Raw genomic sequence first — 26612 nt, forward strand, 5'->3', positions numbered from 1 at the left:
CTTCACTTGCTTTTGGTTAATCGACCCAAAACGTGGCTATAAATCCTTTCAAAGCCGGTCAATTGCACAATGTACAGCCCACAGCGCCTCCTTATACTGAAGCTGGCAAATAGTGAGCGACTGACGGGTAACAACACGACAACAACGCACCGCACAAGTACGGTACGACAGACGGGAAGGTGAGCGATGACCCCTACAACAACTGAACAACCGCTCTATATCAAAGTCCATGAGCACGATAATGTCGCGATTGTGGTCAACAGCCTCGGACTGCCAGCCGGCACCCGCTTTGCTGATGGCCTGACGCTGACTGAGCATGTGCCGCAAGGGCATAAAGTTGCGCTCAACGCGATCGCGCAGGGCGCAGCAATCGTGCGCTACGGCGAAATCATTGGTTATGCGCTGCGCGACATTGCCGAGGGCTGCTGGATTGATGAGTCGCTGGTGACGCTGCCAGAAGCGCCGCCGCTGGCCAGCCTGCCGCTGGCGACTCAGGTCCCTGCCGAACTGCCTGCGCTGGAAGGCTATACCTTTGAAGGCTATCGCAACGCCGATGGCAGCGTCGGAACGCGTAACCTGCTCGGCATCACCACCAGCGTGCACTGCGTGGCGGGCGTGGTAGATCATGTTGTGCAATTGATTGAGCGTGATTTACTGCCGCGCTATCCCAACGTCGATGGCGTTGTCGCCCTGAATCATCTTTATGGCTGCGGCGTGGCGATCAATGCGCCGGCGGCAGTGGTACCAATTCGCACCATCCACAACCTGGCGCTGAACGCTAATTTCGGCGGCGAAGTGATGATTGTCAGTCTGGGCTGCGAAAAATTACAGCCGGAAAGGCTGCTGACCGGCACGCCAGACGTACAGCCAATCTCGCTGGAAGAGCATGACATTGTGCGTCTGCAGGATGAGAAGCTGGTGGGATTCGGCGCCATGGTTGACGAAATTTTGCAGGTCGCCGAGCGTCACCTTAAGCGGCTGAATCAGCGCCAGCGTGAAACCTGTCCCGCCTCAGAGCTGATCGTCGGTATGCAGTGTGGCGGCAGCGATGCCTTCTCCGGCGTAACCGCCAATCCCGCCGTGGGCTTCGCCTCCGATCTGCTGGTGCGCTGTGGCGCCACCGTGATGTTCTCTGAAGTCACGGAGGTCCGTGATGCGATTCATCTGCTGACGCCGCGAGTGATTAATGAGGAGGTTGGTAAGCGCTTACTGGAGGAGATGGCCTGGTATGACGACTATCTCAATCAGGGTCAGACTGACCGCAGCGCTAACCCTTCGCCCGGCAATAAAAAAGGCGGGCTGGCCAACGTGGTGGAAAAAGCGCTCGGCTCCATTGCGAAATCGGGCCGCAGCGCGATTGTAGAAGTGCTGTCACCGGGACAGCGCCCTACCCGTCGCGGATTAATCTACGCCGCCACCCCCGCCAGTGATTTCGTCTGCGGTACCCAACAGATGGCCTCCGGCATTACCCTGCAGGTGTTTACCACCGGGCGCGGTACGCCTTACGGGCTGGCGGCCATTCCGGTGATCAAGATGGCAACGCGTAATGCGCTGGCCGAGCGCTGGCACGATCTGATGGATATTAATGCCGGGACTATTGCAACCGGCGAGGAGAGTATTGAGCAGGTGGGCTGGCGACTGTTTGAGTTGATTCTGGATATTGCCAGCGGCCGCAAACAGACCTGGTCAGATCGCTGGGGAATACGTAACCAGCTGGCGGTATTTAACCCGGCACCGATTACCTGATCCCAGGCTGCGCCCGGATGGCCATGGCGGCAATCCGGGCCGGCTCTTGCCCGCCGTCACGGCGACGGATCGTCGCGGCCAACGCTGCGCGCCAAGCCGCGGCGGATTACAGCAGCGCGCCCCAGGCCTCAACCCACGGAGAAGTGACTGCTTCCGGCTCGGGATTTTCACCGGCATCAACCAGCAGGACCTCACCCACGCGCTGCGCACTCTGCTCCTGCAACAGCGCATCAAAGGTTTTGCCCGCGCCACAAAAATGCTCATAGCTGCTGTCACCCAGCGCAATGACGCCATAACGCAGCGTCGGCTGATAACCCAGCTTATCTTTTACCGCGTGGAATAGCCCCGAAATGGTATCGGGAAAATCGCCGTGTCCGGTGGTAGAGGTGACAATCAACGCCACATCGCTGGCATAAGCCTGCCAGTCTGCCAGCGTCGGATCTTCAAACACCGTCACGCTGTGTCCCTGCTGTTGCAGAATCGGCTCTGCCTCTTCCGCCACCAGCAACGCATTGCCGTATACCGTGCCCACAAAAATGCCAATCTTTGCCATCTGCCTTCTCCCTTATTCTGAAACGTTATCCTGTCCTGGCGCCGTCGCAAACTCAACCCGCGGCACCTCAGGAATGCGATCCTGCCAGCCAAACTGTGTCATCAGATTCTGCCAGACGCTATCCAGCCCGGCACGGATCAGCAGCGGCTCGCCGGTGACCGGATGGGTCAGCGCCAGGCTGCTGGCATGCAGCATCAGGCGGTTAGCGCCGAAGTGCTGTGCAGCACCACGGTTCTGCCGCAGATCGCCGTGTGCGGAGTCGCCGATAATCGGATGACGCAGGTGTGACATGTGCCGGCGTAGCTGATGTTTGCGTCCACTTTTCGGCGACAGTTCAACCAGGCTATAGCGCGATGTCGCATAGCGGCCAATGCCCACCGGCATCTCTGCCGTGGCCAGTGACTGATAGTCGGTGACCGCCGGCTGCGCCGTACGTGCTTCAGTAGCATGCTTATCGGCTATTTTGTCCAGCTCCTCCACCAGCGGATAATCCAGCCTGCCGCTGGTTTCCAGCCAGCCGCGCACCACTGCATGGTAGGTTTTTTGCATCTGGTGTTGCTCAAACTGCAGCGACAGCAGGCGGCCAACTTCGCTGGACAATCCCATCAGCAGCACGCCGGAGGTAGGACGATCCAGCCGATGCGCGGTAAACACATGCTGACCGATCTGATCGCGCACCGTCTGCATCACAAACACCGTCTCATGCCGGTCCAGCCAGCTGCGATGGACCAGCCAGCCGCTCGGCTTGTTGACCGCCACCAGCCAGCGGTCCTGATAAATAATTTCCAGCATCAGACCGCCGCATCCTTGAGTAACACATCAAGCTGACGCAGCGTCAGCAACAGCGGCGCGATGCCGGGCTGATCGGGCACCAGCACCATTTCATAATAGGGAGCAACAGCAAAGTTTTGCGGCAGCGGATGCCGGGCCGCTATCAGGGCGTGCATCCGGGGAATCAACACCCATTGCAGCCATTGCAGCGGTTCAAGCGTATCAAGGCAAAACGGCTCGCGGCTGTCGAAAGCGCTGGCATCAGGGGGCGTGCTTTGCCAGAGATCGTGCTCACGCATCACCGCTTCAACCTGCTCCAGCCGCTGCGTAATCAATTGTTCTGGCGTCATGCGCCACCTCCAGCGGACAGTAAAAAAACGGGCGGCAAGCATATCACTTGTTGGCGCAGGCACAAAAAAAGGGAGCACTGTAAAAACAGTGCTCCCGGTTCGTTTGCAGCCATCCTGCTACGTTTATGCTCCCTGCTCTTCCATGACAACTTGTCCAGTGCGAACTCCCGTCGCGCATCATCCTGATGAATCCTTAGCCTCCTGGCCCACCGCCTCTTCTGAGGGGCTCTCATTCTCCATCCTGGAGGTGTCCCTTGCTCAATCCTGAGCGGTCCTGTTTCACCCTGAAACCTTCCGTGTGCCGTAAACTCTGTTACGTTCCCGCCTCCTGGCTTATCCTCGTCCTGACGATATCTTTGTCCCCAGCATCCTGCCAGTGCGAGACATTCTGACAGAACTAATTGTGCATACAAGGGACTAAAACCGTAAGTTCGGTCTCTTAGCGAGACAATTTCAGAATAATGCCATTAAGTCGATGATTCACAATATTTTTACATCACGGACGTCCAGATGTCTCAAGTCACATCCGACGATCTCGCACAACGCTTGTAAGAGATATCTCACAAGCAATGCAGGCGATCACTGCAAATCATCCGGTAACCGGCTGTAATGACTTAAGAAATATCTCAAGACTTTCGGCTAAAACCTCACGCTGTTTACGTCCAGGCTGCTCCAGTACCACTTCCCCACTGAGGTTCGATAGCGAGACGATCTCCTGCTCTGAGTCGGTGGTAGCAATAAACAGCGTTGGCGACTGGCGCAGGCGGCGCTGCATCAGCAAATGGCCAATCAGATTCTCCTGCAGTCGCACGAAGTCCTCTTCACTCCACACCTGCAACAGCGTCAGGTTTCGTTGCTGGAAACGGGCCTGCATATCCCCGGCAAACTGGGTGGTATAGAAAGGGGTAATCTGCGGCTGCAACTGGAGGTCGATCGCCCGCTCCACCGCGTCAAGGCTGGGCGGCAGGCTAAAGGGCTGCGGCTGCCACAGAACGCGCTGGTCACGATCTTCCAGCGCACAAGGCGATGGCACGCCATACAGATCGCTGCTGGCTGGCGCATGGCCCGTGTGCTGCTGCCAGTGCTGGCAATAGCGGTTAGTAAAGTCGCGCAGTGCGGCGGCAGTTTGCTGCGTCATTCATATTCTCACTTCTGATAGGTTACACTTAGCCACTTTGATTAATTTTGGTGGTAACCGCAATGACTACTCACGAACAGGAGCAGGCCCTCAGCAACCTGACGCTGGGCAAACCCACAGCCTATCACGATCGCTATGACAACAGTTTGTTGCAGGCGGTGCCGCGTAGCCTGAACCGTGAACCGCTCGGCCTGTATCCCGATAGCCTGCCATTTACCGGCGGTGACATCTGGACCTTATATGAACTGTCGTGGCTTAACAGCAAAGGGCTGCCACAGGTGGCCGTCGGTGAAGTGGTGCTGGATGCGCAGAGCCGCAACCTGATCGAATCGAAAAGCTTTAAGCTCTATCTTAACAGTTTCAACCAGACCCGCTTCGCCGACTGGGGCGAAGTACGCCAGACGCTGGAACGCGATCTGAGCGCCTGCGCTGCAGGTGAGGTTCGGGTCGCGCTGTTCCGGCTGAACGAAGTCGAAGGACAGCCGATCGGCCATTTCGACGGCTACTGCATCGATGAGCAGGATATCGCGATTGACGATTACCGCTTCAATGCCGACTACCTGGCCGATGCCACCGGCAGCGAGATCGTCGAAGAGACGCTGGTCAGCCATCTGCTCAAATCGAACTGCCTGATCACCCATCAGCCTGACTGGGGTTCAGTGATGATTCGTTATAAAGGCCCGCGTATCGACCGTGAAGCGCTGCTGCGCTATCTGGTGTCGTTCCGCCAGCACAACGAATTTCACGAACAGTGCGTAGAGCGCATCTTTAATGACCTGCTGCGTTTCTGCCACCCTGAGGCGCTGACGGTTTATGCACGCTATACGCGCCGTGGCGGACTCGATATTAACCCGTGGCGCAGCAATGTGCCCTTCTCGCCCGGTTATTCACGGCTGGTTCGTCAGTAGTTTGCGAGATCTCTCGCAGGCTGTGCGCTGCAGGCGCGGTTCCACTTGAGCTACGCTGGCCGACAAGGCTACTCTGGAGATGGCGGCAATCTGCGGATTGCCGACCAGGGATTTTCGTCACTGCATTTGCAGTGTCAACTGTCACCCAGGCGGGTGTAAAGGAGTTCATTTGATTACCCATATCAGCCCTCTTGGCTCAATGGATCTGCTCTCGCAGCTGGAAGTCGACATGCTGAAACGCACGGCCAGCAGCGACCTGTACCAACTGTTTCGCAACTGCTCGCTGGCGGTACTGAACTCTGGCAGCCAGACCGACAGCAGCCACGAATTACTCTCCCGCTTCGAGAATTTTGATATTAACGTGCTGCGGCGTGAACGCGGCGTCAAACTGGAGTTGATCAACCCACCGGAAGAGGCGTTTGTTGATGGACGCATTATTCGATCGCTGCAGGCCAACCTGTTTGCGGTACTGCGCGATATTCTGTTTGTCAGCGGTCAGCTCAACGCTCCAGGCCGTTTAAGCGCAGCCGAAGAGAATGATTCCGCCGCTATCACCAATACCGTCTTTTCAATTCTGCGTAACGCCCGGGCGTTGCACATCGGCGAGTATCCCAACACCGTGGTGTGCTGGGGTGGCCACTCGATCAACGCCGTTGAATATCAGTATTGCCGTAACGTCGGCACCCAGCTGGGGCTGCGTGAACTGAACATCTGTACCGGCTGCGGGCCGGGCGTGATGGAAGCACCGATGAAAGGAGCGGCGGTAGGCCACGCTCAGCAACGCTACCGTGACAGCCGCTTTATTGGCCTGACAGAACCGTCAATCATTGCCGCCGAGCCGCCGAATCCGCTGGTGAATGAGCTGATCATCATGCCGGATATCGAAAAACGTCTTGAAGCTTTTGTCCGCATCGCGCACGGCATCATCATCTTCCCTGGCGGGGTCGGCACCGCAGAAGAGCTGCTCTATCTGCTCGGCATCATGATGAATCCGCACAACAGCGATCAGGTGTTACCGCTGATCCTGACCGGACCGGAAGAGAGTGCTGATTACTTCCGGGTGCTGGATGACTTTATTGTCAGTACGCTGGGCGAGCAGGCGCGCAAGCACTATCAGATCATCATTAACGATGCTGCTGAAGTGGCGCGTCTGATGAAGCAGGCGATGCCGCAGGTTAAAGAGTATCGGCGCGAAACCGGCGACGCCTACAGCTTTAACTGGTCGATTCGTATTGCGCCGGATCTGCAGGTGCCCTTCCTGCCGACCCATGAAAATATGGCCAATCTCAACCTCTACACTAACCAGCCGCCAGAAAAACTGGCCGCCGATTTGCGTCGCGCCTTTTCAGGCATCGTGGCCGGTAACGTAAAAGAGATGGGGATCCGCGAAATCCGCGAGAAAGGCCGCTATAAGCTGCATGGCGACGCCGACATCATGCATCGCATGGACGAACTGCTACAGGGATTTGTCGCGCAGCAACGTATGAAACTGCCAGGCACCGCCTACATCCCCTGCTACGAAATCATCAAATAAACCAGGAGGCAGCCGCTGGGCTGCCGATATTCTCATGGCTTTTCATCTTCTTATCGTTGATGCGTTAAACCTGATACGCCGTCTGCATGCAGTACAGGGCTCGCCGTGCGTCGATGGCTGTGTGGCGGCACTACGTCAACTATTGGGGCATACCCGCCCGACCCACGTAGTGGCGGTGTTTGATGGTGAAACCCGGCATCAGGGCTGGCGTCACCAGTTATTACCGGATTACAAAAGTGGCCGACCGCCGATGCCGGAAGATTTGCAGGCGGAGATGCCAGCGCTGCAACAGGCTTTTCGCGCCGCAGGCGTCAGCTGCTGGATTGCCGATCAGGATGAGGCGGATGATTTAGCCGCGACGCTGGCGGTAAAAATGGCGCAGGCCGGACACCAGGCCACTATCGTGTCAACGGACAAAGGCTACTGCCAGCTACTGGCACCGGAAATCCGTATTCGTGACTACTTCCAGAAGCGCTGGCTCGATCTGCCGTTTATTGAAGCTGAATATGGCGTTGCGCCACAACTGTTACCCGATTTCTGGGGTTTGTGTGGCATCAGCAGCAGCAAGATCCCGGGCATTGCCGGTATCGGTCCTAAAAGCGCAAAACAACTGCTGGCAGAGTTTCATTCACTGGACGGCATCTATCAGCAGCTGGATCAGGTGCCGACAAAATGGCGTGACAAATTGGTCAGCGGCCAGCAGATGGCGGAGATCAGCCGCCAGGTGGCCACGCTGAAGCGGGATTTGGTGTTGCAGGGCAACCTGAATACCTTGCGTTACAGCGGCTGAGTGCAGGAACACTCAGCCGATTGATCAGCGTTCGTCGCGACGGCCACCGACCGCCGCCCAGATACGACGAATGTGTACCGTAACTTCTTCGCGATCGTGATAGAGCTGACGCGCCCGGATCTGCGCATTGATGCCGTTCTCATGGAGACGTTCTTCAATCATCGCCAGATTCTGCGTCACCTCTTCGTAACGCTTTTTCATCGGTAACTTGAGGTTGAAAATCGCCTCACGACACCAGCCGTTGACCAGCCAGTCGGTCATCAGGTTTGCTACCCGTACCGGTTTCTCAACCATGTCACACACCAGCCAGCTAATGTTGGTGCGCGGCGGGCGGAATTTGAATCCATCGGCGCGTTCATGCATCACCTGCCCGGTTTCCATCAGGCTCGGCGCCATCGGACCGTTGTCGACCGCATACACCATCATGCTGCGCTGCACCAGTTGGTAGGTCCAGCCGCCAGGGCAGGCACCGAGATCGACGGCATACATGCCGCTGGCCAGACGTTCATCCCATTCGTCCGCCGGAATAAAGACGTGAAACGCCTCTTCCAGCTTAAGGGTTGAACGGCTCGGCGCATCGGACGGGAACTTAAGCCGCGGAATGCCCATATAAAAAGACGAACTGTTTTCCGGTAATGAATAGCCAACGTAACAGGTGCCCGGCGCAATGAAAAATACATGCACCACCGGACGTTTCGGGCTTTCGTAGTTCAGCAGAATTTTGCTTTCGCGCAGTGCGGAACGCAGTGGCACGGTGAACTTGCGGCAGAATTTGGTCAGCTCTTTCGCTTCGTTGGTGTCTGGCACCTCGACGCGCAGTTCACCGCCCTTTTCAACCACGCCGGTCAACATGCCAACGATTGGCGTGATGCGGTCTTCCTGCGGCAGGTCGCGCAGTAGTTCGCCGACCACCAGCATCTGACGCGCAAAGATCAGGTCGTCAAACGGCAATTCTCGTACCAGCCGTTCGGCGTCCTCAAACTGATAACACTCAAACAGCACATAGCCCGAGTCATCTTTAACCCGTGGGAAACCGTAGACTTCGCGTTCAGCAGCCTTCGCACTGATTTCTGCCGCACACTCTTTTTCAAAACCGGGACGGCAATAGAGTAAAACTTTATTCATGGCGTTCTGCCCTTCGTTTAAGACGCAGCGCGCCAATCAACATCAATACCCAACCCGCAAGGAAGCATAATCCTCCCACTGGCGTGATAAAAACCCAAAATTTCAGATGTGACAGCGCCAGACAGTAGAGACTGCCGCTGAACAGTACGGTGCCGAGCGCCATCAGCGCACTGCTCCAGTAAAACCAGATATTGGCGCGGCGTAACATCGCGGCACCCAGCCCCATCACCGCTAAGGTGTGATAAGCCTGATATTCCAGCCCGGTATGAATCCAGGCCATTTCCGCCGGCCCGAGCGATTTACTCAAAACGTGGGCACCAAAAGCACCAAATGCCACCAGCAAAAATCCGCTGATGGCAGCAAAAATAAACATGGCACGACTGGACATGAAACGATCCTCAGAGTGCGTTTGCATCGCAATGCAATTAAATCAAGACGTTATTGTTGATATCGAAAGCGGAATTTTTCTTGTTCGGTTGCAGCTTTTGCCAGGATCCACTGTCGAAAGGCGGCTATTTTACCCAGTTCTGCCTGGCTGTCATGACAAACCAGATAAAAAGCGTTTTTACTGACTAATACGTCGTTGAACGGACAGATCAATCGGCCGGCTTCAATTTCGCTTTGCGCCATCACATTATTGGCCAGCGCTACGCCCTGACCGTGAATGGCCGCCTGCAGTACCATTGCACTGTGGCTGAAAATAGGACCTTGCTGAACGTTGATGTGCTGCAGGCCAAGCTGACGGATATACGACTGCCAGTCACGTCGTGAAGCATCGTGCAGCAGCGTGAATCGCGACAGATCCATCGGCGTTTTAAGCGGGTTTTCGCCGGTCATCAGCGAAGGCGAGCAGACCGGCAATAAATATTCTGCGTAGAGTTTCTCAACCCGCAGGCCTGGCCAGTTACCGCGGCCGTAAAAAATTGCCACGTCGACATCATCGGCCAGCTTCTCTTCATCACGGTCGACCGCCTGAATACGCACGTCGATTCCCGGATAAGCCATATTAAAGCTGGAGAGGCGTGGCACCAGCCACTGAATCGCAAAGCTGGGCAGCAGGCTGACGGTCAGCGCGCCCTTGGCACTGCGTGCCTGCAGTTTGCGGGTAGCTTCGTTGAGCGCCGAGAAGATCTCTTTGATATCCAGATAGTAGCTTTGCCCTTCTTCGGTCAACAAAAGCGAACGATTCCTCCGGCGAAACAGCTTCAGACCGAGAAAATCTTCCAGAGATTTAATCTGATGGCTTACAGCTGCCTGGGTGACGAAAAGCTCTTCAGCGGCTTTAGTAAAGCTTAAATGGCGTGCGGCGGCATCAAATACCCGCAGTGCGTTGAGAGGAGGAAGGCGTTTCGACATGGTTTTCCGTATCCGGATCGGCGAAAAATACGCAGGCTTATACGCAGCCTTTACGTATTAGAATTTTTAATCCGAGGCATTATAATTTGTCCGTTGAGGAACCTCCAGCAAATACCTATAGTTGCCGCACTTCCTGAGCCGGAACGAAAAGTTTTTAGAATTGTGAGTGAGTTCGCAGATTTTCTGAAAGCTTTTGGCTTGTGGTCGTGATGTTGTGTTTGCAATTTTTGATCCGACTGTTGCGGATCAAGCTCTTAATTCCTGTAGATTTACCCTGTCTGTCCATAGTGATTTTTAAATAGCACCGCAAATTGCGGTGCTTTTTTTTGCTTAATTACTGACCCATCTCAACCATTTCTTTGACATCGGTGCGGTTAATCTGCTGCTCGTTGCCATTGGCATCTTTATAGCTGATCATACCGGTTTCATCGTCTACCTTAGGTTTGCCGTCGGCAACAATGGTGCGTCCATCATTGGTGTGCATCACATAGTTGCTGGAACAGGCAGTCAGGGTAAAGGCCAGAGTACAGACGGCCAGCACTGCGGTGAGTTTTTTCATCTTCTATCTCCTTGCAGATTGATTGCATCAAACCACCCGCGTTACGCTAACCATAGGCAGCAGATAAGTGTGATCGACCAAATATTGTTCGATCGTTGTGCGGGTTTGGTTTAAACCTTGCAATAATCAGCATAACGCGCTTTTCCAGCTTTGCCAGACAGAGACCACTCTTTCAGTCTGGTCCTATTTATTCTCATCATGGGCCGCGTATGACCGTATTTAACCCAACCGCGTTTCGCCAGCAGTTTCCGGCACTGGCCGATGCCGGCGTCTACCTCGACAGCGCAGCGACGACGCTGAAGCCGCAGGCGGTAATCGACAGCATCCAGCAGTTCTACAGCCTGAGCGCCGGTACCGTGCACCGTAGTCAGTTTGCGGCCGCACGTGCCTTAACCGAGCGTTATGAGCAGGCGCGTAGTCAGGTGGCGCGCTGGCTGAACGCCGCTGATGGCCATCAGATTGTCTGGACGCGGGGTACTACTGAAGCCATTAATCTGGTGGCGAACAGCTGGCTGCGACCTCGCTTACAGCCAGGCGATGAGATCGTGGTGAGCGAAGCAGAACACCACGCGAATCTGGTGCCGTGGCTGATGGCGGCACAGGCCTGCGGCGCCCGGGTGGTCAAATGGCCGTTGGGTGCCGATCGGTTACCGGATATCACCCAGCTGCCGGCATTGCTGAACAGCCGCACCCGTTTGCTGGCGGTGAGTCAGATGTCCAACGTCACCGGCGGTTGTCCCGACCTCGTCCAGGCCATTCAGCTGGCGCATGCGGTCGGCGCCAAAGTGATGGTGGATGGCGCACAGGGCGTGGTCCACTGCCCGCCTGATGTGCAGGCGCTGGATATCGACTTCTACGCTTTCTCCGGTCACAAAATCTATGGCCCGATGGGGATTGGCGTGTTGTATGGCAAAGCCGAGCTGCTGGAGGAGATGGCACCGTGGCAGGGTGGCGGCAAAATGCTGACTGAAGTCGATTTCAACGGCTTTACTCCTCAGCCGGTGCCGTGGCGCTTCGAAGCGGGTACGCCTAACGTGGCGGGCGTGGTGGGATTAAGCGCGGCGCTAAGCTGGCTGGGTCAGCACGATCAGGCTAAAGCGGAGAGCTGGAGTCAGCAACTCGCCAGCCTGGCGGAGGAGCAGCTGGCTGAATTACCGGGCTTTCGCAGTTTCCGCTGCGGCCATGCCAGCCTGCTAGCCTTTGAATTCACCGGCCTGCACCACAGCGATATCGTCACTCTGCTGGCTGAGCAGGGCATCGCCTTGCGTGCCGGTCAACACTGCGCTCAGCCGCTGCTGACGGCGCTCGGGGTCAGCGGGACGCTTCGCGCCTCATTTGCGCCCTATAATAATTTGCAGGATGTTGATGCCCTGGTGCGCGCCATGCGCAGCGCCATTTCGCTGTTATCGGAGTATTGATTATGAGTTCACCGCTGTTAGCGCCACACCCGTTTGGCGAGCTGATTACGGTTGCCAGCCTGAAGGAGACGTTTAGCCGCTTTCATCAGTGGGAGGATCGCTATCGCCAGCTGATTCAGCTGAGCCGTCAGCTCCCGGCATTACCCGAAGCGTTAAAAAAAGCGGAGATTGAGCTGAGTGGTTGTGAAAACCGGGTCTGGCTGAGCAGCCAGTTGCGTCCGGATGGCACCCTGCACTTCTATGGCGACAGTGAAGGCCGCATCGTGCGTGGTCTGCTGGCCGTGCTGCTGACCGCAGTGGAAGGTCAGACGCCGCACGCGCTGCTTGAAAACGATCCGCTGGCGCTGTTCGATCAGCTGGGCCTGCGCGCCCAGCTTAGCGCCTCGCGCAGCAGCGGTTTGCAGGCGCTTTCCTCGGCGGTACAGCAGGCGGCGCGTCAGGCGCGCGATCAGGCCTGACGGGCGGCACGCGCCAGATATTTCTTCAGCGCGTGAGAGACGGCGACAAAGCCGAAAGTGGCGGTCACCATGGTGGCCGCGCCAAAGCCGGCGGCGCAGTCCATTCTTTTCGGTCCTTCTGCCGTGCTGCGTGAGGCACAAACGCTGCCGTCCGGCTGCGGATAGACCAGCGCCTCGGTCGAAAAGACGCAGTCGATACCGAGTTTGCCCTTACTGTTTTTCACCACGCCGAAGGTTTTCAGCCGCTCACGTAGCTTTGCCGCCAGCGGATCCTGAATGGTTTTTGCCAGATCGGCGACCTGGATCTGAGTGGGATCGATCTGACCACCCGCTCCGCCAGTAGTGATCAGCGGGATCTTGTTTCGGCGGCACCAGGCGATCAGCGCCGCTTTAGGCCGCACGCTGTCGATGGCGTCGATCACATAATCGAATCCGGCCGCCATCAGCTCTGCGGTGTTGTCCGGCGTGATAAAGTCATCGACGCAGATCACCTCACAATCGGGATTAATTGCGCGCAGGCGTTCCGCCATAACTTCGGTTTTGGCTTTGCCGACGTTGCCATTAAGCGCGTGAATCTGCCGGTTGGTATTAGTGATGCAGACATCATCCATATCGATCAGGGTGATTTTGCCAATCCCGGTGCGCACCAGCGCCTCGGCCGCCCAGGAGCCGACGCCGCCAATACCGATGACGCAGAAATGCGCATCTGCAAAACGCTGCAACGCATCCTGACCATACAGACGCGCCGTGCCACCAAACCGCTGGTGCCAGGCGTCATTTAACACTTTCATAGTTGAACCTGTAACGTCGTGCGGGCCCGCAGGCCCGCAGAGAAGAAATTAGTTGGAACCGAGTAGCAGTGAGCCATTATTACCGTTTTGCGGGCTGGAGAACAGCGGTTGTCCGGCACCCGGTGCAGCTTTCAGTACCCAGACGCGGCCATAGTGGTTATAGAAACCGGCCAGATGGGCGGCGTCCGGCCCGATCCCCTGATAGATGTCGAAATGCTGGCCTTTAATCGCGCCGCCTACATCCAGCGCCACCATCAGGCGCATCTCATATTTGCCGTTGAATTTGCCTTTCTCATTTAACTGCGGCACTTCTGCCAGCAGAGTCGTACCGGCCGGAATGATCGAGCGGTCAGATGCAACGGACGCTTTTGCCACCAGCGGCACCGCGCTGGCACCCCGCACTGGCGTAAACGGCTCTGGCTTAAAGAAGACGAATGACGGATTGGTTTCCAGCAGAGCACGCACTTCCTGCGGCGAATGTTCCTGCGCCCACTGACGAATCGCCTGCATCGACATATCTTCACGCTTCACTTCGCCACGATCGATCAGCTCTTTACCGATACTGTGGTAACCCCAGCCATTTTTGCCGGCGTAGCCAAAGAAGCTCATCGGGCGGCCATCACCAAAGTCGACGTAACCACTACCCTGCACATCCATCATGAAATTATCAATCAGCGAGTTGCTGTAGGCGATGACATAACGATCGTCGAGGCCGCCACTATAGATAGAGGCGCGGCTCGGGAGTTTTTCTCCGCGCTTACGCGGCGGCATGCGGTAAATCGGGTACTGGAATTCGCCCTGACGGGTATAGCGCGCTTCAACGACCGGCGTGTAGTAGCCGGTGAACTGCACGTTACCGTAGTTATCGGTTCCTTCCATCTGCCAGGCATTCAGGCCAAACTGCTGCAGCTGACGAGTATCAGCACCGGCCATCAGCCAGCTTTCGATGGCGCTATACGTACCGTTCTGACGGCTGTACAGCCCTGACGAGGCAGCCTGAATCTGACGCACCTGCTCGCCAAAGTCCCGGCCATTCACCGGGCGACCTTTGGCATTCGGCTGATTAACCAGCGCCAGTGGCTGTTCCAGTTTGCCATCTTTATATTGCTGACCGCGATCGGTCGGTTTAGAACTACAGCTCGCCAGCAGCGCGATGAGTGCGCCGGTCAGTGCAATCCTGGCCCAGTGTGCTTTCATTATTGTCTCTTTTTATAAATGTTCGTCCCGCGACGATAGCAAAGCGCCCGACAGAATGAAATCCATCCGCTTTCTGCGCTTCGCCATCAGTTCAATAATTGGCCAGATGGTTGATTCCTTCAGCAACTGACTGTAAATTTGACCTTTATGTGCAAAAAGGGGTTGCATCAAATAACGCGCGGAGTATAGTGCGCATCCACGGACGCGGGGTGGAGCAGCCTGGTAGCTCGTCGGGCTCATAACCCGAAGGTCGTCGGTTCAAATCCGGCCCCCGCAACCAATACTTCTGTAGCCGTTTACAGAAGTGACAATGTGAAAGTCGCTAAGCGCAATACGGACGCGGGGTGGAGCAGCCTGGTAGCTCGTCGGGCTCATAACCCGAAGGTCGTCGGTTCAAATCCGGCCCCCGCAACCAATACTTCTGTAGCCTTTTACCGAAGTAGCAAGGTGAAAAACGCTAAGCGCAAAATAAGTGAAAAAGAGTAATACGGACGCGGGGTGGAGCAGCCTGGTAGCTCGTCGGGCTCATAACCCGAAGGTCGTCGGTTCAAATCCGGCCCCCGCAACCAATCATTTAAACACCTGAGAGGGTGTTTTTTTGTTTCTGCCGCTCCTGATTTCTTTTTTCCCCTGTCCGCGGTTAAGCGGCTGCGGATAGCACCTGCTACCCGCCACCCTTTAACGGTGCGCCAGCGCCGCCCCACTCTGCACGTATGCTTTGATTCCCTGCAAAATCGCCTCTGCCACCTGATGCTGATAACGGGTGGTGCGCAACTTACGCTCCTCTTCCACGTTACTGATAAAAGCCGTCTCCACCAGGATGGACGGAATATCAGGCGCTTTCAGAACCGCAAACCCGGCCTGATCCACCGTACGCTTATGCAGATGATTGATCCGCCCCATGCGGTGCAGCACCTCTTTACCGAACTTCAGGCTGTCATGGATGGTCTGCCGCTGCACCATATCGAACATGGTATGGTCGAGATAACGATCGCCGCTTTTGCTGACGCCGCCAATCAGGTCAGATTCGTTCTGGGTCTGTGCCAGGAAGCGGGCCGCGGCTGAGGTCGCGCCGCTGGTAGAGAGTGCAAACACCGACGAACCGCGCGCCGCCCGGCTGGTGAACGCATCGGCATGGATTGAAACAAACAGATCGGCGCGCTGCTTACGGGCTTTGGCCACTCTGACGCGCAGCGGAATAAACACATCTTCATTGCGCGTCATGTAGGCCTTCATGTTGGCTTCTTTATCGATCAACGCTTTCAGCCGTCGGCCGATCTTCAGCACAATATCTTTCTCACGGGTTTTATATTTGCCGTGCGCGCCCGGATCTTCGCCGCCATGGCCGGGATCGATCATGATAATGATCGGACGATCGCGCCCGGCTTTACCCGGTAGCGGCGCCTGCACCGTTTCATTTTTCTCAAGATCGCCCTGATTATAGTCCCTCAGCAACGCCAGCAGCGGATCGTCTTCAACCTGATTCTGGCTCGGATAGAGATCCACTACCAGCCGGTGATTGATCCCCGCCACCGGCGACAGGTTAAAGATCTTCGGTGCTACGCTGCGCTTTAGCTCCAGCACCACCCGCACCGTATTGCTGTCAAACTGGCCGACACGTGCATTTTTAATGAAGGGATCATCTACCCTCACCTGCTTATCGACCCCTTTCAGTACCGTATTGAGGTGCAGGCCTTCAATATCGATCACCAGCCGTTCCGGATGACTCAGGGCAAACTGCTTATATTTCAGCGCCACATTCGATTCCAGCGTCATACGGGAATAGGTTGATGATGGCCAGATGCGTACCGCGACGATATGGTTTTTAGCGGCCATACCGACCCGGCTGACGCTTAACATCAGTAACGCGCCGGTTCCTTGTAAAAATCGTCTGCGTGAAAAGTGGGAATTAAAATCCGACATGCCGCTCCAGCTGCTGTGTAATGTCTAAAAAAGCGCCAGTTAATCAAATGGCGGCGAAAACTTTATCCAATCCAGAAGGTGATGTCACCCCGGAAACCCTAAATAATGCAGGCTGTTAGCGGCTTTGACACCCGAAAAAACGTAAATTTTCGTCAGGATTAGCGCTTGCAAAATCGCAGTGAAAAGAATAAAAATACAAAAAATTCGAATAAACATTCACTGAGGGCTGGCTGTGAAGGAACGTAGTACTGAACTGGTTCAGGGTTTTCGCCATACCGTTCCCTATATCAATGCCCACCGGGGTAAGACGTTTGTCATCATGCTGGGCGGCGAGGCGATTGAGCATGAGAACTTCTCGGGCATCGTTAATGATATAGGCCTGCTGCACAGCCTCGGTATCCGCCTGGTGGTGGTCTATGGCGCTCGTCCGCAGATTGATGCCAGCCTCGCGGAACACCAGCTGGAGCCGGTTTACCACAAGTTTACCCGGGTTACCGACGCGCAATCGCTGGAACTGGTGAAGCAGGCGGCCGGTCGTCTGCAGTTAGATATCACCGCCCGTCTGTCGATGAGCCTCAACAATACCCCGCTGCAGGGCGCGCATATCAATGTGGTCAGCGGCAACTTCATTATTGCGCAGCCGCTGGGTGTCGATGATGGCGTCGATTATTGTCACAGCGGGCGTATTCGTCGTATCGATGAAGAGGCGATTCATCGTCAGCTGGATAACGATGCGATTGTGCTGCTTGGTCCGGTGGCGGTTTCAGTGACCGGTGAGAGTTTCAATCTTACTTCAGAAGAGGTCGCGACCCAGCTGGCGATTAAACTCAAAGCAGAAAAGATGATCGGCTTCTGCTCTGAACAGGGCGCACTGGACAGCGAAGGCAATATTATCTCCGAACTGTTCCCGAATGATGCCCAGGCGCGCATTGATGAGATTGAAAGCGGCGGTGATTATCTCTCCGGCACCGTCCGTTTCCTGCGCGGCGCGGTTAAAGCCTGCCGCAGCGGCGTGCGGCGTAGCCATCTGATCAGCTATCAGGAAGATGGCGCGCTGTTGCAGGAGCTGTTCTCACGCGACGGCATCGGTACCCAGATTGTGATGGAGTCGGCTGAGCAGATTCGTCGTGCCAATATTAATGATATCGGCGGTATTCTCGAACTGATCCGGCCGCTGGAGCAACAGGGGATTCTGGTGCGTCGCTCACGCGAACAGCTGGAGATGGAGATCGATAAATTCACCATCATTCAGCGCGACAATCTGACCATCGCCTGTGCCGCGCTCTATCCGTTTATGGATGAGAAAATCGGTGAGATGGCCTGCGTGGCGGTCCATCCCGACTACCGCAGTTCATCGCGCGGTGAAATGTTGCTGCAGCGCGTGGCGTTGCAGGCGCGCCAGATGGGGCTGCAGAAGCTGTTTGTGTTAACCACCCGCAGTATTCACTGGTTCCAGGAACGCGGCTTTACGCCGGTTGATATTGAGTCGCTGCCTGAGAGTAAAAAAGAGATGTATAACTATCAGCGTCGCTCAAAAGTTCTGATGGCCGATCTGAGCCGCAACACGCTATAAGCGCCAGCAGGACCGGGCGGTTGATGCCGCCCGGCCCGCTTTTCCTGTGATTTATCCTGCCTCGCCCAGCCGCTCAACCAGACCGCTACGCCGCTGCGTTTGCAGCTGAACGGCGCGCTGAAACACCGCTGGATCGCTGTAGAGCGTCAGCAGTTTACGGGCGCGCGTAATCGCGGTGTAAACCAGCTCACGGGTCAATACCGGCAGAAACTGGGTTGGCATCACCAGCGCAGTATGTTCAAACTCCGACCCCTGCGATTTGTGTACCGTCATCACCCAGGCAGTTTCATGCGAGGGTAAGCGGCTCGGCTGAATCGCTTTGATGCTGCCATCCGGCAGCGGGAAAAAGACTTTCAGGTTGCCCTCTTCGTCACGCAGCGTAATGCCGATATCGCCATTGAACAGCCCCAGCGCGCTGTCGTTACGGGTGATCATCACCGGACGTCCGGCATACCAGCGCCCGCCGATTGCGGGGCGTCGGATTCGCTGCAGCTGCATCAGCCGCTGTTCAACCCGCTGGTTAAGGCCCTGCACGCCAAAGGGCCCGTCACGTAATGCACACAGCAGCTGATAGCGACCAAAGGCGGCCAGCACTTCGGCAGGAGACGCCTGTTGCCTGATCAGCTGCAAATAAGGCTGATAGCCCTGCGCCACCTCATCCAGCATCGCCTGATAGGCTTCGCCACTGGTTAACGGCTGATAGCTGAGGTCCTGGTAGCCCGCAGCGAACACTGCCTTCACCTGCTGTGCATCGCCGAGGTTAATCGCCTGAGCCAGCTGGCCGATGCCCGATTTAGCGTCAAAACGGTAACTTTTTTGCAGCAGGCAGATACTGTCGCGAACCGCAGGTGCCAGCCGATCGTCACTGCCCTGCAGCGAACATCCGGTCAGCAAGGCGAGCTGTTCCGCGCGCGCCAGGCTATAGCCGCTTTCGCTACAGCGACAGATATCGCCCAGCACCGCCCCCGCCTCGACCGAAGCCAGCTGGTCACGATCGCCCAGAAACACCACCCGAGCATGGGCCGGCAGTGCGGCGATCAGCTTCGCCATCATCGACAGATCGACCATAGAGGCTTCATCGACCACCAGCACATCGAGATGCAGCCGGTTACCGGCGTGGTAGCGCAGACGCTGGGTGTCCGGCTGCGCGCCCAGCAGGCGATGCAGCGTGGTCGCTTCCGTCGGAAAGCGCTGACGTTCTTCCTCGCTGACCGCTAAATTCTGCAACGCGTTGCCAAGCGATTCGGTAAGGCGCGCCGCGGCTTTGCCGGTTGGCGCGGCTAACTGAATGCGTAAATTGCCAGGATTAAGCCGAATCAGCGCGGCGAGGAGCTTAGCGACCGTGGTGGTTTTCCCGGTGCCGGGCCCGCCAGAAATAACGGCGGTCTTGCGGGTCAGCGCGACAGCGGCCGCGATTTTCTGCCAGTCATCCGGACGATTGCCGAACAGGGTATTCAGCACCTCACTGGCCGCCCCGGCATCAAACGCCGATTTCACCTCCTGCAGGGCAAAGAAGCTCGCCACTCTGCCCTCGCTGTGCCACAGACGATGCAGATAGAGACGGCGATTACTGAGTACCAGCGGGGTGACCAGGCTGCCGTCACTGACCGCAGACCAGTCGGCCAGCAGTGATGGCCAGTCATCCGGCGCGCCGGCAGCCTGCCACAAAGCCTGCGCCAGCGCGGGCTGACGGCCCGCAAACAGGCCCGCTTCGCTCAGGTTATCCAGCGGCAGACAGACATGGCCTTCCCCCGCTTCCGCGCTGACGCAGGCCGCCGCAAGCAGCCGTGCCGGTTGCGACTCATCCGCCAGCAGACGAGCAAACTGAATATCTAACGGCCGCAGGAGACGCTTCTCTACCGCCTGAAGCAGCAAGCTCAGCATTTCACTCATGACATCTCCCTGGTGTGACCAAACAACGCATCAATCTCTTCAATAAAGGCTTCGCTGGGACGGGTGGCAAAAATACCGTTATCCGGCGAACTGCCATCCATCCCGCGTAAAAACAGATAAAACACTCCGCCGAAGTGGCGCTGATAATCATAATCCTGCAGACGGTGCTGAAGATAGCGATGCAGCGCCAGGGTATACAGCTGATACTGTAAATCGTAGCGGTGGTCGATCATCGCCTGCGCCATCGCCTCTGGGGTATACGCGGCGTGGCTCTCTCCCAGCCAGTTCGACTTGTAGTCGAGCAGATAATATTTTCCCTGCCAGCGGAACACCAGATCGATAAAGCCTTTTAGCATGCCCTGCACCTGACGAAAATCGAGTGCTGCCGCCTGCTGTGACAGCGGGTCGTGACGGCGCAGCAGATCGTCAAGATCGGCAGCGGTCAGCAGATTATTAATCGGCAGATAGAATTCCATCTCGATCAGCCGGTCACTGCTGTTTATCGCCGACAGCGTCAGGCCGTCATCATTGAGCGGCGTATGCAATACCCGCTCAATCCACTGCTGGATCACCGGTAACCAGCTCAGCGGATAGCCATGATGCTGCAGCTGATCTTCCAGCCAGAACGCATCCGGCGGTTCGGCAAAGTCGATCGATTCAAACAGACCGTGCAAAAAGGTGCCCGGTGCGGCACCGCGTGGAAAGTGATGAGGCGTGAGAGCCGCTTCTTCGCCGCTCTCCTCTTCGCCTGCCGCATCAATATCGAAATTCGGCAGCGCATCCAGCAGTGCGGAGCTGTGGTGTTGTTGCAGGCCAGAGTAACTGGTGACCCGCCAGGCATCGGCCAGCGCGCGCGTCACTTCTCTGCTGCTTAAGGCTTGATCGCCGGTCGGCCGATCCTGCCAGACTTCACCCGGCCGCAGGTCGTCAGCGATCACCTCAATCCCGTTGCCGCTTAACGCCGCTAACCGCTGGCTGAGCTGTTGCGCATCGGCCGCTTCACCCCGCTGCACCAGATAACCGAGTGCGCTGTTGTGCAGATCGCTGTCACCCTCTTTTTTACGCGTTCCCTTGATCAACGGCGCAATGCCGACGCTGCAGTGATAAACCGAGCGGGTCAGCGCCACATAGAGCAGACGCAAATCCTCCGCCAGTCGCTCCTCTTCGGCCAACTCCATGCTCTGGGCATCACCCTGCACATCCAGCAAGGCGGCAAAACTTTCACGATCGTGATAAAGCGCACTGGCCGCCTCACGGTAGCCAGCGGCAAACGGCAGCCAGACCAGCGGATATTGCAGCCCTTTCGATTTATGGATGGTGACGATTTGCACCAGATGGCGATCGCTTTCCAGCCGCAGCTGCTGGCTGGCCGCCTGGCTATTGGGTCGGGCAATCTGCTGGGCCAGAAAGCGCACCAGCGCGTGCGGGCTGTCGAGCTGTACTGAGGCTTCCTGCAGCAGTTCGCCCAGATGCATCAGATCGGTCAGGCGGCGCTCACCGTTTTCGGAGGCCAGCATATTTTCAGCCAGCTGACGCTTGATCATCACGTCGCGCAGCATCGGCAACACACCACGCTGGTGCCACAGCTGCTGCCAGACGGCAAACTGCTCGACCAGCGCATCCCACTCGCGCTCATTTTGGGTCAGCGCATCGAGCGTGGCGGCGTCAATGGCGAAGATAGAGGTCGCCAGCGCACTGCGCACCAGCCGCTCCTGCTCCGGTGCCTGGATCGCCTGCAGTAACCACAGCAGTTCCCGCGCTTCAGGCGTGGTGTAGACGCTGTCGCGACTGGAGAGATAGACCGAGGGAATCGACAGCGCATTGAGCGCATCGCGGATTAAACCCGCTTCGTTACGGCTGCGCACCAGCACGGTGATATCGGACGCACGCACCGGACGCAGCGACTCCCCCTTTCCTAAGCTGGCACGTCCCTGCTGTCCGGCCACCAGCCAGCGGCTGATATCCGCCGCACACTGACGCGCCATAAACTGCTGATAATCGCTGCTGCCGACGCCTGCCCCGGGCTGTAACCAGAAGCGCAGCGCCGGCTGCGGCCGATCGTCATAGATCAGTTTCAGCGCCTGATTCGGTGCCGCCGCTTTGACCTGCAGGAAAGGAATAGCGGAGAACAGAAACGGCGATTCCAGCTGAGAAAACAGCCGGTTAACGCTATCGACCATTTCCGGTGACGAGCGCCAGTTAGTATCGAGCGTGTAGTGAGCGCTAACTTCGCTTCTCGCGCGCAGATAGGTAAAAATATCCGCGCCGCGGAAGGCATAAATCGCCTGCTTAGGGTCACCGATTAGCAACAGCGCCTGTTCTGGCTGGTTGATATACAGCGTGCGGAAAATGCGGTACTGCTGCGGATCGGTATCCTGGAATTCATCGATCAGGGCGACCGGGAACCGTGCCCGAATGGTCTCAGCCAGCAGGATGCCGCCCGGCTGCTGCAACGCCTCATCCAGCTTGCTCAGCAGATCATCGAAGCCTAACAGCGCCCGCAGCCGTTTCTCACGCTGGACAGTGGCACGCACGTCAGTCAGCGCCTGTGCAATGATCACATCACGCAGCGACAGCGGTTCCGCCAGAAACCGATCGATGGCGTCAAACACTGCATGACGCGGGGCTTCACCTTTTTTGGTTTTCTCCTCCAGCACCTGCTGACCAAAACGCTCCAGCTCTTTCGGCAGCTGGTAATCCAGCGTTTCGCTGTTGGCCCACTGTGTGACTTTCGCCACCCAGATCGGCAAATTTTTACTGCTGTAGCTGCGCTTATCGACACCGGAGGCGCTGATGATGCCTTCAACATCGGCACTGAGCGACAGCCACTGCTGCTTGATTGAGGTAATGCGCGCCAGATTGCGAGCATGGCGTGACGCCAGCGTTTCATCGGCAGCAGGCGGCCGCTTCAGGCTGGGCGATTCACCCTGTAGCCAGGGACGCAGCGTGGTCAGCAGGCTGTCCGGCCCGCTCCATTCCGCCGCAATCACCCGCGCCACGTCAAGCGACAGCGGGTAGCACTGCCGCCGCCAGAAATCAGCCGTCGACTGCTTCAGCAGCGCCTGTTCATCTTCAATCAGCTCCTGCTCAAACAGCATGCCCGATTCAAACGCGTTGAGGTTGAGCATCCGCTGGCAGAAGCCGTGGATAGTAAAGATCGCCGCTTCATCCATCTGTCGCTCGGCCGCCAGCAGTTGCGCTGCGGCGTGCGCTAAATCCGGGATCTGATCAAGCAGCAGCTGATGCATCGGGTCGCCACTGTGACCGCGGATACAGGCCAGCCGCAGCTGATGGATATTCTCGCGGATACGGCCGCGCAGTTCAGCGGTCGCGGCCTCGGTGAAGGTCACCACTAAAATTTCTTCAACCGACAGCGGACGGCTGTAAGCATTTTCGCCGCCTAATCCCAGCAGCAGGCGAAGATAGAGCAAACCAATGGTAAAGGTTTTTCCGGTCCCCGCTGAGGCCTCAATCAGCCGCTCACCCCGGAGCGGCAGCGTTAAGGGATTCAGGGATTCGGCAGGTAACTGCGTCATTGGGTCTCACTCTTTACCGGCAGCGACTGCTGCAACTGCGCTACTTCATTCCAGGTTTTCCAGCCTGGCAGCTGGGCAAAGGCCACTTTTTCGTTGCTGTTGCCCGCGATCTGCGAGGTCATCACCATACCGGTGTGTTGTATCACCGCATGCTGGAAGAAATCAGCCAGGCTGGCAGGGGTCAGCTGTTTAATCTGCGCAATCACTTTCTGGCGGGTGTCAAAGTCGTCATTCTGGCGGTCAAAGTCGCGGCTATAGCGATCCGCCTCCTCGTCCAGCGTCTGAGGACGCTGCTGCAAATCATTGATCATCGCCTGCTGATACTGGGCAAAATCGGCCTGACTCATCGTGCGCAGGCGTTTCTCCGCCTGCGGATAGAAGGCCTGATAACGCTGCAGCAGCCAGGCCGGTTGTTTGCTGTTGCTCTGCAGCAGGAAACCGATCCCCCACTGACGGCCTACCGGCATCTGGAAGGCAAACACCGCATAGCCAAGTTGCTCTTCGGTGCGTAGCTGGTTGTAGAACCACGGCTGCACAATCTGACTCAGCATCGAGCTGTTCGCCATGCTCTGGTATTCGCCATAGCCGAGCGGTATATAGAGCGCCGCTAAGGCAGAATCGGTGCTGCTGCCCTTCTGTTGCAGGTTAGCTTTAAGCGGTTTTTCGAATGTCACATAGTTACTGCGCCAGGTGTCAGTGCCGGTGCTCTGCATCTGCTGCTTCAGTTCACGCCCCAGCTGGATCACGCTGTCCGCACTCAGGTTACCCACCACCATCATTTCCGGCGTTGCCGCGTGGAACAGTTCATCGCGATAGGTGGTGACATCATTAAGTGTGATAGCACTGACTAACTTGCGACGCGTTTCCCGCTGAGTGTAGGGCAACTGCGACAGCAGCTGCATCGGCTGAATCGCCTGTTCAAAAGCTTTACCTTTGTCCGCTGCCTCCAGCCGTTCCAGATACCAGGATTTGGCCTGCTCCAGCTGCTGTTGCGTCGGCTGGAAGTGAGCATAGCCTTCAACCAGCTTCTTCAGCAGGGTTGGCAGGCGCTGAGTAAAGCCGCTGGCGCTAAACACCAGCCCCTCATTTTCGCCGGTTGAAAAACTGATGCCGCCGACCGATGCCTGCGAGTTCAGCTCATCCAGCGCCAGGCTGGAGAGGTAGTCATTGAGGCCAAACAGTACCTGCTGGCGCGCATCACTGATGGCGTTCTTGTTACGCAGCGCCAGGGTAATCGCGGCTTTTGGCTCGCTGGCATAAAACTGACTGGGCATCCAGTAGATACGCATACCGGCATCATTTTCCAGCCTGACCGGATGTGAATAGTGCTTATCATCCGCCGGCAGCAGGGTGAAGTCATCCGGAATATACGGATTCAGCGTGGGCATCGAAAGCGCAATCTGGCTGCTGCGTTGTTGCCAGTCGGCAAAGGTCGACGGCGTAATTTTTTCAACCTGATACGGCGCATCAACAAAGTACGCCTGTTTATTGTGCGGTTCCTGCGGGCTGATATACCAGATACGCGCCTGCTGTGGCGTCATCTGATCCAGCCGTGCCTTGATGGCCGCGACATCATACTGATCCGCCAGATAAGGCGCATCCAGCGTGTGCTGAACCGGCACCCGCAGCATGGTGTCTGCCAGCCATTCGATGTAATCCATATCCCGGGTAATTGAGGGATAGCGGAAGTCGAGCGCCAGTACGTGAGAGACCTCATCGAAATAGCGCTTATCATCTGCCTGCTCACGCAGCAGGTTGATATAGCTAAAAATGGCCGCGACCACTTCATCACGCTGCGCCAGCCCTTTGTCGGTCAGCGAGGCGGTAATCGCAAACACGCCGCCGTTACGATCGGTCATCGGGTCCGCACCGGCATTCACCCCGTCGGCTAAGCCCTGTTTTTGCAGCCAGTCGGTCAGGGTATTTTTACTGCGGTTGCTGATCAGGTAGCTAATCAGGGTGTCGGTTTTGCTGCGAAAACGGTCGCTGTTATTAGCAATGCGAAACTCAATCTTAAGCTGTTTGCGTGGCTGAGCCGGAACGTAATGGATCAGAATGCCCTGCTGCTCAGCCGTCACTACCGGCGCGCTGATTGCCGGTACGCTGGCGTTATGGTTAGCCACCCGACCAAAGGTTTTGGCCGCAATTGACGCCATCTCCGGCAAAGTTTTGTTGCTGTAGATCACCGCTTTCATCAGATTGGCGGAGTAATGGGTATGGTAGAAATCCAGCAGCGCCTGGTGCAGTTTGCTGTCGGGTTTGTCTTTGAGCGTATCGAGATTACCGCCGGAAAAACGCGACGCCGGGTGGGCCGGGTTGAGCGTTTCTGCCCCGACCTGCGCCATGCGTAACCCGTCGCGCGAGCGCGCCATCGTCAGTTCAGCGTTGACCGCATGGCGTTCCCGATCGGCGTTGACCGGATCGAGTAGCGGCGCGGCAACCGCATCTGCCAGACGATCCACCGCCGGCTCCAGCGAAGCATTTTCCACTTCCAGATAAAAGGCGGTGCGGTAAGAGGCGGTACTGGCATTGTGGCTGCCGCCGTGCTTTTTCAGGAACTCCGCCAGATTGTCCGGCTGCGGATAATGGGTTGATCCCATCAGCACCATATGCTCCAGATAGTGCGCCAGACCGAGCTGCTGGTCAGGATCGTCCAGTGAGCCAATCGGTAAGGTCAGCGCCGCCAGCGATTTGGGGGCAACCGGATCGGAAACCAGTAATACCGTCATGCCATTGTCGAGCCGGATAGCCTGATACTGACGGGGATCGTGTTCACTCTTGCGAATGATGTCGTTAATCGGCTGCCAGCCCGATTCGGTCTGCGCCATGGCAGCACAAGCCACCAGGCCTATCAGAAGCGCCGCAAACCAGCGTGCGTATGTCCGCATGTAAACCCCTTACGTTACCCAATAAACCGGCGGTGCCTGACACCGCGGCTCAAAGCAGAGCAAACTTTCTGTGTAATTGGCCAGTGAGCAAATCTGCTGTCTGGC

At 56.9% G+C, this 26612-nt stretch carries 21 protein-coding genes and 3 tRNA genes; 10 read left to right on the forward strand and 14 right to left on the reverse strand.

Translation table 11 applies throughout. The annotated features are described in order from the left end of the window. Positions 1-186 precede the first annotated feature (186 nt). A complete protein-coding gene (gene garD, locus AC6I8D_RS15785) occupies positions 187-1746 on the forward strand; it encodes a galactarate dehydratase (protein ID WP_497820449.1) in 1560 nt (519 codons plus the stop codon). A gap of 106 nt (positions 1747-1852) precedes the next feature. Here garD and AC6I8D_RS15790 read toward each other — a convergent pair whose 3' ends face one another. From AC6I8D_RS15790 to syd, 4 genes are all read right to left on the reverse strand, one after another. Continuing rightward, positions 1853-2299, reverse strand: a complete 447-nt coding sequence (locus tag AC6I8D_RS15790; RefSeq protein WP_312056297.1) for a flavodoxin — start codon at positions 2297-2299, stop codon at positions 1853-1855. A 12-nt stretch (positions 2300-2311) separates the two neighbouring features. Then, positions 2312-3091 (reverse strand): tRNA pseudouridine(65) synthase TruC, encoded by a 780-nt coding sequence (truC, locus tag AC6I8D_RS15795; RefSeq protein ID WP_312056298.1) that lies wholly within the window; start codon positions 3089-3091, stop codon positions 2312-2314. Continuing rightward, positions 3091-3420 carry a YqcC family protein gene (locus AC6I8D_RS15800; RefSeq protein ID WP_312056299.1) on the reverse strand — a complete coding sequence of 110 codons (330 nt, stop codon included), beginning with the start codon at positions 3418-3420 and terminating at the stop codon, positions 3091-3093. Before AC6I8D_RS15800 ends, truC begins: the two co-directional genes overlap by 1 nt. A gap of 589 nt (positions 3421-4009) precedes the next feature. Next, the gene (gene syd, locus AC6I8D_RS15805) at positions 4010-4558 is read right to left on the reverse strand and encodes a SecY-interacting protein (protein ID WP_312056300.1); all 549 of its coding nucleotides are present in this window, start codon (positions 4556-4558) and stop codon (positions 4010-4012) included. A gap of 62 nt (positions 4559-4620) precedes the next feature. Here syd and queF point away from each other — a divergent pair, with 62 nt between their 5' ends. The 3 genes from queF (at position 4621) to xni (ending at position 7790) form a co-directional block, all read left to right on the forward strand. Then, positions 4621-5466 (forward strand): NADPH-dependent 7-cyano-7-deazaguanine reductase QueF, encoded by an 846-nt coding sequence (gene queF, locus AC6I8D_RS15810; protein ID WP_497820450.1) that lies wholly within the window; start codon positions 4621-4623, stop codon positions 5464-5466. A 169-nt stretch (positions 5467-5635) separates the two neighbouring features. Next, positions 5636-7000 (forward strand): nucleotide 5'-monophosphate nucleosidase PpnN, encoded by a 1365-nt coding sequence (gene ppnN / locus AC6I8D_RS15815; RefSeq protein WP_031374721.1) that lies wholly within the window; start codon positions 5636-5638, stop codon positions 6998-7000. A gap of 34 nt (positions 7001-7034) precedes the next feature. After that, on the forward strand, positions 7035-7790 hold the full coding sequence (gene xni / locus AC6I8D_RS15820) for a flap endonuclease Xni (RefSeq protein ID WP_312056303.1): 756 nt from the start codon (positions 7035-7037) through the stop codon (positions 7788-7790). 24 nt (positions 7791-7814) lie between these two features. On the opposite strand, the gene rlmM is transcribed toward xni, so the two are convergent. The 4 genes from rlmM to AC6I8D_RS15840 form a co-directional block, all read right to left on the reverse strand. Continuing rightward, a complete protein-coding gene (gene rlmM / locus AC6I8D_RS15825) occupies positions 7815-8915 on the reverse strand; it encodes a 23S rRNA (cytidine(2498)-2'-O)-methyltransferase RlmM (RefSeq protein ID WP_312056305.1) in 1101 nt (366 codons plus the stop codon). Continuing rightward, entirely contained in the window at positions 8908-9303 is a 396-nt protein-coding gene (locus AC6I8D_RS15830; protein WP_031374718.1) for a DUF423 domain-containing protein, read from the reverse strand. The genes rlmM and AC6I8D_RS15830 overlap by 8 nt, the downstream gene beginning before the upstream one ends. 50 nt (positions 9304-9353) lie before the next feature. Continuing rightward, entirely contained in the window at positions 9354-10271 is a 918-nt protein-coding gene (locus AC6I8D_RS15835) for a transcriptional regulator GcvA (RefSeq protein WP_031374717.1), read from the reverse strand. Between the two features lie 334 nt (positions 10272-10605). Further along, the gene (locus AC6I8D_RS15840) at positions 10606-10830 is read right to left on the reverse strand and encodes a YgdI/YgdR family lipoprotein (RefSeq protein ID WP_031374716.1); all 225 of its coding nucleotides are present in this window, start codon (positions 10828-10830) and stop codon (positions 10606-10608) included. A 209-nt stretch (positions 10831-11039) separates the two neighbouring features. Between AC6I8D_RS15840 and csdA the strand changes: the two genes are divergently transcribed. Together csdA and csdE are read left to right on the forward strand one after the other, a co-directional pair. Next, a complete protein-coding gene (gene csdA, locus AC6I8D_RS15845) occupies positions 11040-12248 on the forward strand; it encodes a cysteine desulfurase CsdA (protein WP_497820451.1) in 1209 nt (402 codons plus the stop codon). A 2-nt stretch (positions 12249-12250) separates the two neighbouring features. Continuing rightward, positions 12251-12706, forward strand: coding sequence for a cysteine desulfurase sulfur acceptor subunit CsdE (csdE, locus tag AC6I8D_RS15850; RefSeq protein WP_312056307.1), 456 nt, complete (start codon positions 12251-12253; stop codon positions 12704-12706). Here the strand turns inward: csdE and tcdA are convergent. Beyond that, positions 12697-13497 carry a tRNA cyclic N6-threonylcarbamoyladenosine(37) synthase TcdA gene (gene tcdA / locus AC6I8D_RS15855; RefSeq protein WP_312760542.1) on the reverse strand — a complete coding sequence of 267 codons (801 nt, stop codon included), beginning with the start codon at positions 13495-13497 and terminating at the stop codon, positions 12697-12699. The genes csdE and tcdA overlap by 10 nt on opposite strands. A gap of 48 nt (positions 13498-13545) precedes the next feature. Then, entirely contained in the window at positions 13546-14694 is a 1149-nt protein-coding gene (gene mltA, locus AC6I8D_RS15860; protein ID WP_312056309.1) for a murein transglycosylase A, read from the reverse strand. A 203-nt stretch (positions 14695-14897) separates the two neighbouring features. Here mltA and AC6I8D_RS15865 point away from each other — a divergent pair. The 3 genes from AC6I8D_RS15865 to AC6I8D_RS15875 all read left to right on the forward strand — a co-directional run bounded on the left by AC6I8D_RS15865 (position 14898) and on the right by AC6I8D_RS15875 (position 15263). Next, a tRNA-Met gene (locus tag AC6I8D_RS15865) sits at positions 14898-14974 on the forward strand. 58 nt (positions 14975-15032) lie between these two features. Further along, positions 15033-15109 (forward strand) — tRNA-Met (locus tag AC6I8D_RS15870). Between the two features lie 77 nt (positions 15110-15186). Continuing rightward, positions 15187-15263, forward strand: a tRNA-Met gene (locus tag AC6I8D_RS15875). Positions 15264-15372: 109 nt separating this feature from the next. On the opposite strand, the gene amiC is transcribed toward AC6I8D_RS15875, so the two are convergent. Further along, positions 15373-16617 carry an N-acetylmuramoyl-L-alanine amidase AmiC gene (amiC, locus tag AC6I8D_RS15880; RefSeq protein ID WP_312758408.1) on the reverse strand — a complete coding sequence of 415 codons (1245 nt, stop codon included), beginning with the start codon at positions 16615-16617 and terminating at the stop codon, positions 15373-15375. 232 nt (positions 16618-16849) lie between these two features. Between amiC and argA the strand changes: the two genes are divergently transcribed. Beyond that, the gene (gene argA, locus AC6I8D_RS15885; protein ID WP_312758410.1) at positions 16850-18190 is read left to right on the forward strand and encodes an amino-acid N-acetyltransferase; all 1341 of its coding nucleotides are present in this window, start codon (positions 16850-16852) and stop codon (positions 18188-18190) included. A 51-nt stretch (positions 18191-18241) separates the two neighbouring features. Here argA and recD read toward each other — a convergent pair whose 3' ends face one another. The 3 genes from recD to ptrA are packed head-to-tail and all read right to left on the reverse strand — an operon-like array spanning position 18242 to position 26507. After that, positions 18242-20083, reverse strand: coding sequence for an exodeoxyribonuclease V subunit alpha (gene recD, locus AC6I8D_RS15890; protein ID WP_497820452.1), 1842 nt, complete (start codon positions 20081-20083; stop codon positions 18242-18244). Beyond that, on the reverse strand, positions 20080-23619 hold the full coding sequence (gene recB, locus AC6I8D_RS15895; RefSeq protein ID WP_497820453.1) for an exodeoxyribonuclease V subunit beta: 3540 nt from the start codon (positions 23617-23619) through the stop codon (positions 20080-20082). The genes recD and recB overlap by 4 nt, the downstream gene beginning before the upstream one ends. After that, on the reverse strand, positions 23616-26507 hold the full coding sequence (gene ptrA, locus AC6I8D_RS15900) for a pitrilysin (protein ID WP_497820454.1): 2892 nt from the start codon (positions 26505-26507) through the stop codon (positions 23616-23618). Before ptrA ends, recB begins: the two co-directional genes overlap by 4 nt. Positions 26508-26612: the final 105 nt, after the last annotated feature.

The sequence above is a fragment of the Pantoea sp. X-Soil-MYKO-1785 genome (assembly GCF_059730675.1).